Below are 15,432 nucleotides of genomic sequence, written 5' to 3'. Positions count from 1 at the left end.
AGATCCGATGAACCCATGGATGGTCTAGCCGACCGGATGTGGTGGAGGGTCTGGAGGTAGGAAGGAAGCCTTGTCCTTGAGGCATGATCATTGTTTGGGTGCTCGCAAGAGTGCCCTTCTGGTGTTCATGCTGGATTGGTGTTGCCTGACCGCGCATCACCGGACAGATCTCGAGAAGCTGGTCTTAAGATATGGCGCAAGTGAACCGCTCGGCGTGGTTCCAATAAAGCGACCGTATCGAACACGTCGATGGCATCTGATTGGCTCGGTTGTAAAAGGTAACCGGGTCGTTGGGCGGCTTGAGGCACATTCAGTTGTGCCCGGATAGCCAGGTTTGGCTGCCCCGCGAGAGCGGGACAAGCTTAGCCAAACCCAACTAAGGATGAGCATTGGCAATGAGAACGATCAAGTGTCAAAAGGGCATTTGGTGGATGCCTTGGCATGCACAGGCGATGAAGGACGTGATACGCTGCGATAAGCCGTGGGGAGCTGCGAATAAGCTTTGATCCATGGATCTCCGAATGGGGGAACCCACCTTAAATGCTTGGAAAATTTAAGTCGTGCGCAAGTACGGCTTAGGTTTCCAAGCATTGTTTAAAGGTATCTTATCCTGAATACATAGGGGTAAGAAGCGAACGCAGGGAACTGAAACATCTAAGTACCTGCAGGAAAGGACATCAACCGAGACTCCGCAAGTAGTGGCGAGCGAACGCGGACCAGGCCAGTGGCAATGAGGAATAAAGTGGAACGACATGGAAAGGTCGGCCGTAGAGGGTGATAGCCCCTTACACGTAGAACACTCATTGTCCTTGAGTAAGGCGGGACACGTGAAATCCTGTCTGAACATGGGGAGACCACTCTCCAAGCCTAAGTACTCGTGCATGACCGATAGCGAACAAGTACCGTGAGGGAAAGGTGAAAAGCACCCCGACAAGGGGAGTGAAATAGAACCTGAAACCGGATGCCTACAAACAGTTGGAGCCCGCAAGGGTGACAGCGTACCTTTTGTATAATGGGTCAACGACTTAGTGTGACGAGCAAGCTTAAGCCGATAGGTGAAGGCGCAGCGAAAGCGAGTCTGAACAGGGCGTTCAGTTCGTCGCATTAGACCCGAAACCGAGTGATCTAGCCATGAGCAGGTTGAAGGTTGGGTAACACCAACTGGAGGACCGAACCCGCATCTGTTGCAATAGATTGGGATGACTTGTGGTTAGGGGTGAAAGGCCAATCAAACTCGGAAATAGCTGGTTCTCCGCGAAAACTATTTAGGTAGTGCGTCGACCGAATACCCTCGGGGGTAGAGCACTGGATGGGCTATGGGGACTCACCGTCTTACTGATCCTAACCAAACTCCGAATACCGAGGAGTACTAGTCGGCAGACACACGGCGGGTGCTAACGTCCGTCGTGAAAAGGGCAACAACCCTGACCTCCAGCTAAGGTCCCCAAGTCATGGCTAAGTGGGAAAGGATGTGAGGATCCCAAAACAACCAGGATGTTGGCTTAGAAGCAGCCATCATTTAAAGAAAGCGTAACAGCTCACTGGTCTAAATAAGGGTCTTTGCGCCGAAAATGTAACGGGGCTAAAGCCATGCACCGAAGCTGAGGATACGTCGCAAGACGTGTGGTAGCGGAGCGTTCCGTAAGCCTGTGAAGGGATACCCGTGAGGGGTCCTGGAGGTATCGGAAGTGCGAATGTTGACATGAGTAACGATAAAGAGGGTGAGAGACCCTCTCGCCGAAAGACCAAGGGTTCCTGCTTAAAGTTAATCTGAGCAGGGTTAGCCGGCCCCTAAGACGAGGCGGACACGCGTAGTCGATGGGAACCACGTTAATATTCGTGGGCCTGGTGGTAGTGACGGATCGCTTAACTTGTTCACACTTATTGGATTGTGTGGGCGGGGACGCGGTTCCAGGAAATAGCTCCACCGTATAGACCGTACCCGAAACCGACACAGGTGGTCAGGTAGAGTATACCAAGGCGCTTGAGAGAACTATGCTGAAGGAACTCGGCAAATTGCACGCGTAACTTCGGAAGAAGCGTGACCCCAAGGGACGCAAGTCTGTTGGGGTGGCACAGACCAGGGGGTAGCGACTGTTTATCAAAAACACAGGGCTCTGCGAAGTCGCAAGACGACGTATAGGGTCTGACGCCTGCCCGGTGCTGGAAGGTTAAGAGGAGGGGTGCAAGCTCTGAATCGAAGCCCCAGTAAACGGCGGCCGTAACTATAACGGTCCTAAGGTAGCGAAATTCCTTGTCGGGTAAGTTCCGACCTGCACGAATGGCGTAACGACTTCCCCGCTGTCTCCAGCATAGACTCAGTGAAATTGAATTCCCCGTGAAGATGCGGGGTTCCTGCGGTCAGACGGAAAGACCCCGTGCACCTTTACTATAGCTTTACACTGGCATTCGTGTCGGCATGTGTAGGATAGGTGGTAGGCTTTGAAGCAGGGACGCCAGTTCTTGTGGAGCCATCCTTGAAATACCACCCTTATCGTCATGGATGTCTAACCGCGGTCCGTTATCCGGATCCGGGACAGTGTATGGTGGGTAGTTTGACTGGGGCGGTCGCCTCCGAAAGAGTAACGGAGGCGCGCGATGGTGGGCTCAGACCGGTCGGAAATCGGTCGTCGAGTGCAATGGCATAAGCCCGCCTGACTGCGAGACTGACAAGTCGAGCAGAGACGAAAGTCGGTCATAGTGATCCGGTGGTCCCGCGTGGAAGGGCCATCGCTCAACGGATAAAAGGTACGCCGGGGATAACAGGCTGATGACCCCCAAGAGTCCATATCGACGGGGTTGTTTGGCACCTCGATGTCGGCTCATCGCATCCTGGGGCTGGAGCAGGTCCCAAGGGTTTGGCTGTTCGCCAATTAAAGCGGTACGTGAGCTGGGTTCAGAACGTCGTGAGACAGTTCGGTCCCTATCTGCCGTGGGTGTAGGAATATTGACAGGATCTGTCCCTAGTACGAGAGGACCGGGATGGACATATCTCTGGTGGACCTGTTGTCCTGCCAAGGGCATAGCAGGGTAGCTATATATGGAATGGATAACCGCTGAAGGCATCTAAGCGGGAAACCAACCTGAAAACGAGTATTCCCTTGAGAACCGTGGAAGACGACCACGTTGATAGGCTGGGTGTGGAAGTGCGGCAACGCATGAAGCTTACCAGTACTAATCGTTCGATTGGCTTGATCGTTCCCATTGCTCATGCTCATCTTCAGATGAGCGACGTGTTCAAAACAAAACGAGTTGGCTCGACCAACTCACCAGCTTCTCAATCCGGTTTGCGTCCGCTAGACGCAAATCTTGCGCTTTGCCGACCTGGTGGTTCTGGCGGGGTGGCTGCACCCGTTCCCATTCCGAACACGGCCGTGAAACGCCCCAGCGCCGATGGTACTTCGTCTTAAGACGCGGGAGAGTAGGTCGCTGCCAGGTCTGCAAAGCGCAAGATAAAATCCGGAAAACAAAGATCACCTTCTCTTCATCCCTCGGCCCAGCCGAAACACGGGCCGCCCTCAAGCGGCCCTTTTGTTTTGCTAGACCGAAGTCATCAGTGCGTCCCTTACACGAGACAAATCGCTTCGCAATTTGCTCGGCACAGACCATAAATCCCTTCGGGATTTACGTTACCGCGATAAATCCCATCGGGATTTACGCTTGGCGCGGGGTGGAGCAGCCCGGTAGCTCGTCAGGCTCATAACCTGAAGGCCGCAGGTTCAAATCCTGCCCCCGCAACCAAATCAAAAAAAGCCCGCATGGAGAAATCCAGCGGGCTTTTTGACGTTTAAACGGCAGGGAAAAGAACCCAGACGGGCGCAAGTCGCAAGCTCAGGCGCGGGCCAAAGAGCCGATCACGTCCGCCAGGATGGCATTCAGCGCAAACGCACGCTCCAGTGGGACATAATGGCCGCAAACCGGGAGGACGTGCAAACGGCCGTCGATCGCGGTGGCGGCCTGTGAGGCGCCCTCACTCCGGCGGCTGCAGGCGATCCTTGGGGACGATCAGGCGTATGATCAGGCCTTGCGAGTGCCACTCGCGAAGAATTTCGCCGCCGAACTGCCTTTCGATCGTCAGCTTGGCGAGTTTGGTGCCGAAGCCCTCGGTCTCGGTCCGGGTTACCTCAGGCCCGCCCTGTTCGGTCCATTTGAGTTCCAAGGTTTCGCCGCGATCGATGCATTCGATGTCGAGGGAACCGGTGGCGGTCGAGAGGGCGCCGTACTTGGCGGCGTTGGTAGCGAACTCGTGCACGACCAGCGAAAAGCCGGTAATCGCGGTGCGCGAGATGCCAAGATCGCAGCCTCGCGTCGTGACCCGGCGAAGGCCCTGTGGCGTCTCGCCGTCATAGGGCGAGAGCAATGTCGAAAGCAGCGCCTGCAGGTTCGCTCGGCCTTCGCCTGCGCCGTCACGATCCGCCGTCGGCAAGGTGAGCACGTGCGCGCGCGCCAGCGACCCCAACCGCGCGACGACGGCAGACGCCAGCTCTTCGGCGGATGCGGCGGCCTTGGCGCTCAGCGACACGACGCTGCTCGACACCATGAACAGGTTCTTCACCCGGTGCGCCATCTCCTGGATCAGCAGGTCCTTCTGCTGTTCGGCCTGCCGGCGCTCGCTGATGTCGCGGGCGATCTTGGAGGCGCCGATGACCACGCCGGAATTGTCGCGGATTGGCGAGATCCGCAGCGAGATCGGGATGAGCCCGCCATCCTTGCGCTGTCTGAAAGTTTCGAAGTGATCGACGCGCTGGCCGGCGCGAACCTTTGCCAGGATCTCCAGTTCTTCGCCGAGGCGATCCTCCGGGATCAGCAGCGTGACCGGGCTGCCGACGGCTTCTTCGACCGCATAGCCGTAGAGGCGCTCGGCGCCGATGTTCCAGCTGGTGATGATGCCGTCCAGATCCATCGACAGGATCGCATCTTCCGAGGATTCGACGATCGCGGCCAGTTGCTGGGCCGCGCGTTCCGTCGCGCGGCGGATCGCCAGCTCATGTTCGGCTGCCTTGAGCAGATGGGCGTTGTCGATGGCGATCGCCGCATGTGCGGCGATCGAGGTAACGGCTGCCTCGGTCTCAGCGGTAAAGACAGCCGGAAGATCATGACCAAAGAAAAGCCCGCCGTGAACATCACCAGACCGTGAGACCACGGGAACCGCGAGGTAGCTTACCACCGGCAGGTGCCCCTTCGGCATGCCGAAATGCGGTGCGGACTGTCCGTAGCGCGGGTCGGTTCGGATGTCGTCGGAGCGTACGATGCCGAGGCCGCGAAAGGTAGGTTCGAATACGGCGGTGTTGCGGGGCAACTCGAATTTTTCGAAGGCCGCGCGCGGTACGCCAGAGAGGGTGTAGAGCGTGTAGCGCTCGCCGTCCCGGTCGGCGAGATTGTAGAAGAACGCGCCGAACTTCGCCCCGGCAAGCTCGGTAGCGGCGTCGGTCACCGTCTGAACTATGTGATCGAGATCAAGGTTGCTGGCGATTGCCTTGGCTATGCGGTCGACCGCCTGCAGACGGCGCTCCGCGGCCTTGCGCTGGGAGATGTCGAGGATGCTGACATAGGTGCGTTCGCAGCGTGCGCCTTCAAAGGTGACGGTGAAGACCACATCGAGCCGCCGCCCACGCAGTGTCTGCACGACGGCTTCACTGCCGAAGCGCCTCTGGCCCTGCCAGAGCGCCATCAGTTCTTCTAAGAAGATCGGCGCCGTTTCCGGCAGAAAAACGTTCGAGAGCGAACGCAGCAACTCGTCCTTCTCGGTGGCCTCGAACAGTTCCACGGTGAAAGGATTGACGTCGACGATACGCACCTGCGCGATCGCTTCGTCCAGGCGGTTGGGGTGAGCCTTCAGGTGGGCGCGCAGATCCTCGACGCCCTCCGAGCGAAGCTGATCCAGCAGATCGCAGACTCCGGAGAAGTCTTGCTCCCACACCGCGACGCCGGCGTTTTCGAAGATCTCGCGGAACCGTGCCTCGCTCTCGCGATACGGCTGTTCGGAGGCGTTCGCGCTACTATTGTCGACCAGCATATTGACCGCTCCCACGAACCCGAAGTGGAACCGCATCGGTGATGGCCACACGTTGCGAAAGGCCGCCGCTGATTTGCGGCGCGTTCTGAAAAGCTACCGCAAGCGAGCCGAAATGCAACGGTGTCCGAAGGAAAGAAGGCTCGATCAAGCGCGCTCCCTCAGTGCCGGAAACGAAGGATGGCCTTGGGCTCAGTGACGAGCAGGGCCGCGGCCTCGAGCAATTGTCGAGGGTTGAACGGCTTTGCCAGCAGAGCGGTGTCGGCAAAGCCCGGGGGCAGTGCCTCGCGACCGTAGCCGGATACGAAGACGAAGGGGACCTTCTTGTCGGCCAATGCAGTGGCGATCGCGTCAACCGGCTGGCCGCGCAAATTGGCGTCGAGCAGGGCGGCATCCAGCGCCATCTCGTCGATCAGGCGTAGTGCATCGCCGGGTGTCGCCGCCGGTCCGGCGACCTCAGCATCCTCATCCTCGAGAATCGCGGCAATTTCGAAGGCGATCAGCGCTTCATCCTCCACCACCAATATTCGCTTTCCCTTCAGCTTCGTCGACGCGGCCGGGGCATCGGCCGCCGGCGCTTCTCTCACAGACTCCTCCAAGTCGGACAGGGTACTCGGCGGAACATGGGCTTCGAGCGGCAGCCGCACTTCCCAGCGCATGCCATCTGCCTCGGTCGTCAGGCGGGCGCTTCCGCCGCCGCCCGTCGCGACCTTCTCGATCAGGCTGGTGCCGAAGCCTGAACCGAGCGGCGTCTTGAGTGGTGGTCCGCCCTGTTCTGTCCAGTTGAGACAAAGCGCATTGTCGCTCACGCTCCAATCGATCGACACCGTTCCATTGCTTAAGGAAAGCGCACCGTGTTTTGCTGCGTTGGTCCCGAGTTCGTGCAGGACCATCGCCATATGCGTTGCCGTCTGCGCATCGAAACGCACGGGTGGTCCGGAGGTCTTGACGCGGCGCTCGTCGGCAGTTCCCCACAAGAGCTGATCGCGAATGATGTCGCCGAGGTCAGCCCCTTCCCAAGCCGTTCGGGTCAGAAGCGAGTGCATGCGCGACATTGACTGCAGGCGTCCGCTGAAGCTGGCGGCAAAGTCGGCGGGGTTCTTGGCCGAGCGCAACGTATGCTGGGCGATCGCCTGGACCGACGCGAGCATGTTCTTGACCCGATGGCTGAGCTCGCTGAGCAGACGTTTCCGGGTCTCTTCAGCCCGCTTGCGGTCGGTGATGTCACGCGCCGCACCGAACCACTCGGCGATGTCCCCGTTGCTGTCGAGCATCGGTATGGCGCGCGAGTGGGTCCATCCAAGGCCGCCGTCGCGGCGAATGACCCGGTGCTCCATTTCAAAAGCGGCCTTGTTGTCGATGGCATCGCCGATGCGCGCGAGCATCAGCGTCTGGTCTTCAGGCGGAATGTAAGTTTCGAGCCAACTGTCGCTTGGCTCGTCCGTGTCGGCAACGAAGTCCTTGCCTTGCAGAAACCGCATCTCGTGCCAGTCGGGACCCATGCGGTAGACGATATCCGAACTCGCGGTGACCAGAGCACGGAAACGCTCTTCGCTCGCGCGCAGGGTCTCCGCGGCTTCCATGCGATACTGCGACATCTTCAGGTGCGCCTCGATCCGGGCCAAAAGCTCGCGTGCGCTGAAGGGCTTGATCAAGTAGTCGTCGGCGCCTGCCTGCATGCCCTCGATACGGCTCTCCTCGCCGGCTCGCGCCGACAGAACGATGACCGGCACGGTGTTGGTACGCGCGTCCGTGCGCAGGCGCCTGAGCAGTTCGATCCCATCGAAGCCTGGCATCATGATGTCCGTGAGGATCAGGTCCGGCTTTTGCGACCCGACGGCGGCGAGTGCGTCTTCGCCGTTGCCGACGATCTTGAGATCGTATTGCGCGCTGAGAAGGCGGCGTAGGTAGTCGCGCATATCGGCGTTGTCATCGACGACCAGCAGGGTTCGGCGGCCGCCGTTTCGTTTTTCCGGCGGATGCGGCGCCGGGTCGACCTCAGGCAGACCCGCATCCGAGGACGGATGATCTGGCAGCCATCGCAGCGCCTCCTCCACGAACGGCGCGGCGCCGACGGTCGTCGATGAGCGATCCTCGCCATTGCCGTTGCGGTGCTGCGCAGGAGCGCGACTGCCTTTGGGGATTGTCACACTAATGGTCGTGCCTTCGTCGAGGTGACTTTCGGCCGAGACCGTTCCATCATGAAGTTTCACCAATTCCTGGACGAAGGCGAGCCCGATGCCTGAGCCCTCCTGGCTGCGACCCCTTGCGCCTTCGACGCGATGGAAGCGCTCAAAAAGGCGGGGCATCTCGTTGGCAGGAATGCCGATGCCGGTATCGCGGACCGTCAGGACGAAGTTGTCGCCATCGTCCGCGAGTTTGACGGCGACATCGCCCCTGAGCGTGAATTTGAGGGCATTGGAGAGCAGGTTGAGGACGATTTTCTCCCACATATCGCGATCGACATAGGCCGGTTCTGGCAGCGGCGGCGTATCGACGGTCAGGTTCAGCCCGGCCATTTCCATCGCCGATCGAAAGGCGCTGGCAAGCTCTGCCGTCGTCGTCGCAAGGTTCGTCGGCTCGAAGCGTGCTTGCAGGCGCCCGGCTTCGATGCGCGAGAATTCAAGCAACATGTTGACCAGCTTGAGCAGGCGCAGCGAGTTGCGATGGGCAATGAGCAGACGGTCGTGATCGTCCGGACGCTCTCCGCTACGGGCCAGCAGGTCCTCGATGTGACCGAGCATCAGCGTGATCGGCGTGCGGAACTCATGGCTGACATTGGAGAAGAAGACGGTTTTCGCCCGGTCTATCTCCGCGAGTGCTTCGGAACGTTTACGCTCGTCCTCATAGGACTGGGCGTTGGCGATGGCGCTGGCGATCTGCGCTCGCATGAGATGCAAGAAATCGTGGTAGTGCTCGTCAAGCTTCAGGCGAGGATTGATGCCGACCACGAGAAAACCGGCGGCATCGCGGGCATTGGCCGCGGGCAACGGAAGCACGGCCGCCGTATGCGGCAGGTTGGGATGGTTTTTGCTCGCGGAGGCCGGGAAACGGCGTCCTAGATCATCGACAAGGCTGGGTTTCAGGTCGGCACCGAAATGCCAACCTGCAGAACTGTCCTTTAGCGCCAACTCTACCTCTGCCGGGCACAGCGCGTGATTCGGTTCAAGGCCTGCCCATCCGGAAAGCCGGGCTCGTTTGCGGCCGGGCTCCACGAGGTAGAGAAGGGCGAATGGCACGTCTCGTTCGTGCTTCTTGAATGTTTCCGTTGCGATCGCGCAGGCCTCGTCGGGCGATCGTGCATCGCCCGAGCGAGAAGCAAGATCCCGAAGGACGACGATACGGCGCTCGCCGATCACCTTCTCGGTAATTTCGGTCACAGTGGCGAGCACGCCGCCGATCCCGTTTTCTGCGGTTTCGTCCGGCACGGGGCTGTAGGCGATGGTGAAATGGGTTTCTTCCAGGAAGCCGTGCCGATTGATTTCGAGCTCGATGTCATCGTTCCAGGTGGCAGGGCCGCCATGGAAGGGCGTATCGATCAGCGGCTTCAAGACATGCCAGATCTCGCTCCAGCATTGGCTGACCGGTTTGCCGAGTGCCCAGGGGTGTTTGGCGCCGAGCACAGGGCGATAGGCCTCGTTGTAGATCGAGACATACTGTGGCCCCCACCACAGCAGGAGCGGAAACCGGTTGCGCAGGAGGAAGGGGATCATAATCTTCAGCGTCGGCGACCAATTCTCCATCGGTCCGAGAGGGGTCGGGGACCAGTCAAAGTTGTCGATCAACGACCGCATCTCGTCGTGAGATGCCGGCCACACATTTCCCTTGGCTACTACATCGCTGTCGGACGTGTTTTCGGCGTCTGACATTGCGTTGATCCCCGATAGATGACGCTCAAGCAACCTAAACGCCCGGTTTGGGGAAGGGTTCCGTAGGGTCGGTGAGAGTGATGTCGAGACGTCTGGCGAAGCGGAGGAGGGCTGGCGGGCCAAGAGCATGACCGCCTGCCGCCGAGGGCGGCCATGCGCAGTGCGGGTGGTGGCGAACTAGCCGTTCAGCATCGCGCCGCCTTGTGGACCTGCGGGTTCCGTCATCAACCAGAACAGTAGGGTTATGAGGCTGAGTGCCGCGCCCATCAGGCAGACGCCATGCCATCCGCCATAGGCATAGGCGATGGTAGAAAAGGACGATCCGAGCGCACTGCCGAGCGAATAAAAGAGCATGTAGGCGGCTGTGAGCCGGTTCTGAGCTTCCGGACGGACGCGATAGATAAGTGCCTGGTTCGTCACGTGCACGGCCTGAAGGCCGAAGTCGAGGACGAGGACGCCGGCAACGAGCCACAGGAGCGATTGGTCCAGCAGCGAAATCGGCAACCACGCAGCGAGCATCAACGCCAGCGAGATGCCGGTCGTGCGCTGACCGAATCCGAGATCGGCCCAGTGTCCGGCGCGAGAGGCCGCAAGTGCTCCGGCAATCCCTGCCAGCCCAAAGAGACCGACCTGGGTATGCGACAGTGAAAAGGGCGGCACGCTCAGCGGCAGGACAAGCGGGGTGAGCAGCGTCGTCACATTGGCGAAGATCAGCATGGCGATGATGCCACGGACACGCAGAACCGGCTCCTGGGCGATTAGCGTGAAGGTGGAGGCTACCAGGCGGAGATAGCTGAGCTTGCTCGTTTCCCGCTGCTGATCCGGCAGCAGCTTGTAAAGCAACAGAGTGATCAAAAAGGTGAGCACAGAGGATACAATATAGACCGCCCGCCAGCCGGCCAGATCGGTCAGAAACCCAGCGACGGCGCGAGCCGAAAGAATGCCGATGACGATGCCGCTGGTGACAAATCCGACCACCCGACCCCGTTCCGCCTGATGAGAGAGGCTGGCCGCATAGGCCACCAGCGCCTGCGTGAGGACAGCAAGCATGCCAACTGCGGCGATGGAGACCATGAGCATTTCGACGGTGGCTGAAAGGGCGACGAAGCCAAGGGCTGCGACCGACAGCAGCGACTGAAAGATGATGATCTTGCGGCGATCGAAAAGGTCTCCGAGCGGGACAAGCAGGATCAGGCCGAGCGCGTAGCCGAGCTGGGTCGCCCCGACGATCAGGCCGGCGCGTGTTTCCGACAGATCGAGGTCGGCGGCCATCACGTCGAGCAAGGGGTGGGCGAAATAGGCGTTGGCGACCGCGAGGCCGGCGGCGAAGGCAAAGAGCGTCATCATCGGACGCGTCAGCCGCGATGCCGGGCGGGCGCTGGCGACCGGGCACGGGACATCGTTCGCAGCGCCGGCCGGCGCCGCAGCAATTTTACCATCCATTGGACGTATTCCTTGTTATGGTTTAATAATGAAACCAAGGAATGGATATCATTTTGGTTTCATAATGCAACCAAAAATCCAAATGGAGATCATGCATGGTGGCCCGCAGACGGCTGAAGGAAGACTATTGCCCCAGCGCGCGATCACTGGATGCGATCGGTGACTGGTGGTCGCTGCTGATCGTGCGCGATGCGTTCGATGACGTCCGCCGCTTCAGCGACTTTCAAAAGAGCCTCGGCATTGCCAAGAACATCCTGACGGACCGCCTGAGAACGCTTGTCGAGCGCGGCATTCTCGAAGCGGTTCCGGCAGGCGAGGCGAAAACGAGGGTCGAGTACCAGTTGACGGCGATGGGCCGCGACCTCTTCCCGGTCATGGTCGCCTTGCGACAGTTCGGCGAAAGGCACTTGTTCCAGTCCGGCGAGGAACACTCCCTGCTGGTCGAGAAGGAAACTGGCCTGCCGGTTAAGCTCGATATCCGCACGCAGGATGGCCGGCCGATCGATGCGGCAGGGACAGTGCTGATCAAGGTTCCCGAGGCGTGATGTCGCTTCAGGCCGGCCCGCGCGCCCCGGGGCAGTGAACCGTTCTAACTTTAGACGAATATTCAGCTTTTTCGTCCTTCCGCGCACAGGCTTAATCGTCGGCCCCGTCTTGGCGCTAGGCTTGGCGACTATGGCTTGCGGCTGCCCTTCATGGCGGCGATGCCGAACACCTGAAATCTGCCGCCGGCATATTCGCTCTGACGGAATCGAACGTTCCCAGGAAGTCGGCCCGGCAGCGCTCAATCCTCTCCGTCCGCTCGGTTGGGCCTTCTCGAAAAAGGGTTTGCTGCCGATCATCGTCCTGTTTATCACACTCAGCTCGACCGCCGAGGCTTACACCTGCTAGGCTCTGTGGGGCAGCGACGCCTTTCATTGGAACGGTCCTGGAGTGGTCTTAGCTGGGCGCTTTCGGCGTCCGCCAGACACTCGCCAAGCGTTCCTTCCCCGTCCTGCGGTAAAATGGTTCGGCGAGCGCGCGAAGATCCTGGCCGGCGTCGCCTGCGACTGCGCCGGCTAGAGTCAAGGCATTCGCGACCGAGTGGATGAACTTCGCCGTCATGCCAGTTTTCGTACTTGGCGCGCCGGCCCTGGAGTCTCTGGCGCCCCGGCTGGTGGATGACAGCCAAGGAGGGCGATTTCAGAGTGTGGTGGCGTCGGCTGCGCGGCGGTGAGCTGGTATCGGTCGCTGGCCCAGTTGTGTTTTCGAGCTTCTATTTTGTCGTCAGGCAGCAATGGCAAGACGCAATCTGGCTATGGGTCGTCGCCGTCCACCTGGTGGCGGTGCCGCTCATTCTCGAGCTGCGGTTTGCGAGGGTTGCCGAAGACTAGATACCGAACGTCGGGCCGCAGGCCGAGCGCCGGCGGCAGCTCAGCCAGGACATGTTTGTGGAAAGCCCGTATCATATTTATCGATGAGAGTGTGCTGCAGAGGCGCGGAAGGAGTTCAGTATGAACTAACCCCGTAACGTGAAGCTGCGTGAATGATGGAGGATGGCCCTCCCGGATCGGCTTTCCGGAGAGGGTCCCAAACCAGTCCGAGCTGCTGCGGTAAAGAGCCGTGGTGGTGAGCGTCGGATGAAACGTTCGGACGAGATCCGAGCAGGTGCATGTCCAAAGACGAACGAAAGTGAACCCTCCGAGGACGCGTCGTTATGAACTAAAGTGTCGTCGAAACCAGGACCGTTTCGTCATCCTGGGACAAGTCCGTCGGGCGCCTGATGACCGGGCGGGCGGCGACCGGCGTAGAAGGGGCGTGAGTTGGACATAGGCTTTCACGCGGAACTGCAGGAACCAGGCTCCTGATACAAAGGGAGAAGCTCAAGCGGAGCAAACCGCAAGGCGAGAGTACCGATATGCAGGAGACTGGGGCGGACCGGCCCGTATGAGCGTTGAGGACCTTGTAATGGGGTCGGAGCAAAGGGGGCGGATCAGGTGGTCGTATTGCTTGGAACAACTGGGAACAGGATGACTTCGATAGGTGCGACAGACAAGCCGTTTCGAATTGAGAAACGGCGAGTGTACGAAGCTTACAAAGCGGTCAAATCCAACCATGGTGCAGCCGGGGTGGATGGGCAGACCCTGGAGATGTTTGAGAAAGACCTTGCGGGAAATCTCTACAAGATCTGGAATCGGATATCCTCTAGGACTTACTTTCCGCCGCCGCTGCGCGACGTCCTTCAAAAGCTTGAACATTCCGCGGCAAACGTCGGGGACGCTGACTGAAATAGCCAAGCAGCTCAATCCCCTCCTTCGCGGGTGGATAGCATACTGCGGCCGGTTCAGTCGTTCGGCACTGTCCACGCTGGTTGACTACGTCAATCGGAAGCTCAGGGCTTGGGTCATGCGAAAGTTCAAGCGCTTTCAGTCTCATAAGACCCGAGCCAACCTCTTTTAAGAAAACTGGCGCGGGAAAATCCGAGGCTGTTCGTGCACTGGCAAGTATTTGGAACGAATACGTTTCCCTGATGGGAGCGGTGTGAATCGAGAGGTTCACACGTCCTGCGAGAGGGGTTGGGGTCCAAAGGGCAAGCGTCTACGGGCCTTCGCGGCACACAACGTTTGCTGACACTCGCCGCATTTTCCATCGTCACCATTTGAATACTTCCCGGACAGGTCTGACCACGTCAAGGAGGACCTGTGCTAGCTTGGGTGCGCACTTTCCACTCGATTGCAGTAGGACTACGGCCCTCGAGTCAATCGCCGTCGATACGCGATGGCCATCTGAACGAACCATGTGCTTGACATCACAATATGTGCCACATTTGCACCCAGCGCACCAATCTTAGGAAGCAGCATGAGGGCCGTGACAAGAAAAAGGATGCCAGACAGAAGAATGCTCTGTAGAGCGGCCTTTTCATGTCCCATGGCGAGCAAGGCGGAAAACAAAGTTCTGCTGCACAACAACATGATGACGGCTCCGAACTGGGTTACGACAAGAGGTGCGGCGGCGACGAACTCCGACCCGGCCGTCATGCGAAGGATCCACTCGATCGATAACTGGGCCGTAAATAAAGCAAAAAGCCCGAAACCAAACAGGAGCCAGCCGGTTTGGTTGACTGTCTTTCTGAATTCGGTAATTTCTTGCGTAGCCCAGGCACGGGCTAGATCGGGGTAGAGAACCGCCTGGACCTGTTCCCCCGCCTGCTGCGCGATCTTGGCCACACGTTTGGCAATGTGATAGAGACCCGCCGATACCGGGTCGGCGAGATAGCCGACAAGTAGCGTATCGAACTCAAAGGCGCAGGCCTGAATGATGGGCGCCACGTTGGACTGAAAAGAAAAGCTCCAGAAGCCGGGGAACCGGCTTCTAATGTCGCCCAGCGGTACGCGCATTACATCGTGTAAGCCCTGCCGCCGAATTTCGCGAAAGGCCCAGAGGTTTCTGTTGATGCTGCCGCAGATTTGTGAGGCCATCCATAGAACGAGGAACTCGAATAGCCCCCATCCGAGATACACGCCGGCGATGCATAGCAAAGTCCGTAGGCTGCTCGCTGCCACCTGCCCGTAGGCGAGGATCTTAAATCGACCATAAAGCCGCATGACGGCAGTTGGCATACCCGTCACTTGGAGCGGCAGGACCGCGCAGTAGATGAGAACCAAGCGGCTCATTTCGTCGGAGATGCCGAAAAGCGGGCCGGCCAGCAGTACGATCAGGACCGCAAGCCCCCATCCCAAAAAAGCTGTCGCCAAATCTATGAGCAAACCGAGCTTGAAGAGAGCCTTAAGTCTCTCGGAGTCGCCGGTCTCCAGCGCGAGGGCGCCATACTTTATCAGTGGCTGCCAGGAACGGAAGCTGACGAACCGCTCTATCCCTCGCACATAGGCAAACGATAGCGCTAAGAGACCATAGTCGGCGGGCCCGAGCGCGCGCGCTGTAAGCGCGAAACCGACTAGACCGATGAAGGCGCTCGCGAAGTTGCCGGTCAACAAGTGGGTAATGTTCTTTAACCGCCCACGTAGCGTCGATTCGGCATGCCATCCAGAACGAACCTTTTTTATCTTTTTTCGCAATATGTTCAGTAACTTCACAAAATTACACCCTGCCTTGAGGTTGCAATCAATT

The 15,432-nt window shown here is 59.1% G+C and carries 8 protein-coding genes, 1 tRNA gene and 2 rRNA genes; 7 read left to right on the top strand and 4 right to left on the bottom strand.

What is annotated here, in order from left to right; translation table 11 throughout:
• The first annotated feature begins 403 nt into the window (after positions 1-403).
• The 3 genes from AC3WVQ_RS26195 (at position 404) to AC3WVQ_RS26185 (ending at position 3,741) form a co-directional block, all read left to right on the top strand.
• Positions 404-3,199, top strand: a 23S ribosomal RNA gene (locus tag AC3WVQ_RS26195).
• 124 nt (positions 3,200-3,323) lie between these two features.
• Positions 3,324-3,438, top strand: a 5S ribosomal RNA gene (gene rrf, locus AC3WVQ_RS26190).
• A 226-nt stretch (positions 3,439-3,664) separates the two neighbouring features.
• Positions 3,665-3,741: transfer RNA gene (locus AC3WVQ_RS26185), tRNA-Met, on the top strand.
• 229 nt (positions 3,742-3,970) lie between these two features.
• Here AC3WVQ_RS26185 and AC3WVQ_RS26180 read toward each other — a convergent pair.
• The 3 genes from AC3WVQ_RS26180 to AC3WVQ_RS26170 all read right to left on the bottom strand — a co-directional run bounded on the left by AC3WVQ_RS26180 (position 3,971) and on the right by AC3WVQ_RS26170 (position 11,325).
• Positions 3,971-6,016: a PAS domain S-box protein gene (locus tag AC3WVQ_RS26180; protein ID WP_492383218.1), complete on the bottom strand. Its 2,046-nt coding sequence runs from the start codon at positions 6,014-6,016 to the stop codon at positions 3,971-3,973.
• Positions 6,017-6,174: 158 nt separating this feature from the next.
• Complete coding sequence (locus AC3WVQ_RS26175; protein ID WP_492383217.1) at positions 6,175-9,882, bottom strand: response regulator; 3,708 nt, start codon at positions 9,880-9,882, stop codon at positions 6,175-6,177.
• A gap of 177 nt (positions 9,883-10,059) precedes the next feature.
• A complete protein-coding gene (locus tag AC3WVQ_RS26170; RefSeq protein WP_159415834.1) occupies positions 10,060-11,325 on the bottom strand; it encodes an MFS transporter in 1,266 nt (421 codons plus the stop codon).
• 95 nt (positions 11,326-11,420) lie between these two features.
• On the opposite strand from AC3WVQ_RS26170, the gene AC3WVQ_RS26165 reads away from it, so the two are divergent.
• The 4 genes from AC3WVQ_RS26165 to AC3WVQ_RS26150 all read left to right on the top strand — a co-directional run bounded on the left by AC3WVQ_RS26165 (position 11,421) and on the right by AC3WVQ_RS26150 (position 13,764).
• On the top strand, positions 11,421-11,870 hold the full coding sequence (locus AC3WVQ_RS26165) for a winged helix-turn-helix transcriptional regulator (protein ID WP_060529436.1): 450 nt from the start codon (positions 11,421-11,423) through the stop codon (positions 11,868-11,870).
• Between the two features lie 615 nt (positions 11,871-12,485).
• Entirely contained in the window at positions 12,486-12,698 is a 213-nt protein-coding gene (locus AC3WVQ_RS26160; RefSeq protein WP_060643791.1) for a hypothetical protein, read from the top strand.
• Positions 12,699-13,385: 687 nt separating this feature from the next.
• On the top strand, positions 13,386-13,592 hold the full coding sequence (locus tag AC3WVQ_RS26155) for a hypothetical protein (RefSeq protein ID WP_244495213.1): 207 nt from the start codon (positions 13,386-13,388) through the stop codon (positions 13,590-13,592).
• Positions 13,555-13,764, top strand: coding sequence for a group II intron maturase-specific domain-containing protein (locus tag AC3WVQ_RS26150; protein ID WP_244495212.1), 210 nt, complete (start codon positions 13,555-13,557; stop codon positions 13,762-13,764). Before AC3WVQ_RS26155 ends, AC3WVQ_RS26150 begins: the two co-directional genes overlap by 38 nt.
• A gap of 284 nt (positions 13,765-14,048) precedes the next feature.
• On the opposite strand, the gene AC3WVQ_RS26145 is transcribed toward AC3WVQ_RS26150, so the two are convergent.
• Positions 14,049-15,398 (bottom strand): lipopolysaccharide biosynthesis protein, encoded by a 1,350-nt coding sequence (locus AC3WVQ_RS26145; RefSeq protein WP_492383216.1) that lies wholly within the window; start codon positions 15,396-15,398, stop codon positions 14,049-14,051.
• Positions 15,399-15,432 lie beyond the last annotated feature (34 nt).

The sequence above is a fragment of the Ensifer sp. EB106-05-01-XG146 genome (assembly GCF_058791875.1).
The sequence above is the reverse complement of the archived record's forward strand: the minus strand, read 5'-3'. Positions and strand labels throughout refer to the sequence as shown.

Bases quoted from the DNA above. Each gene is read 5' to 3' on its own strand.
- AC3WVQ_RS26180 (WP_492383218.1), bottom strand. From the start codon at position 6,016: ATGCTGGTCGACAATAGTAGCGCGAACGCCTCCGAACAGCCGTATCGC.
- AC3WVQ_RS26175 (WP_492383217.1), bottom strand. From the start codon at position 9,882: ATGTCAGACGCCGAAAACACGTCCGACAGCGATGTAGTAGCCAAGGGA.
- AC3WVQ_RS26170 (WP_159415834.1), bottom strand. From the start codon at position 11,325: ATGGATGGTAAAATTGCTGCGGCGCCGGCCGGCGCTGCGAACGATGTC.
- AC3WVQ_RS26165 (WP_060529436.1), top strand. From the start codon at position 11,421: ATGGTGGCCCGCAGACGGCTGAAGGAAGACTATTGCCCCAGCGCGCGA.
- AC3WVQ_RS26160 (WP_060643791.1), top strand. From the start codon at position 12,486: ATGACAGCCAAGGAGGGCGATTTCAGAGTGTGGTGGCGTCGGCTGCGC.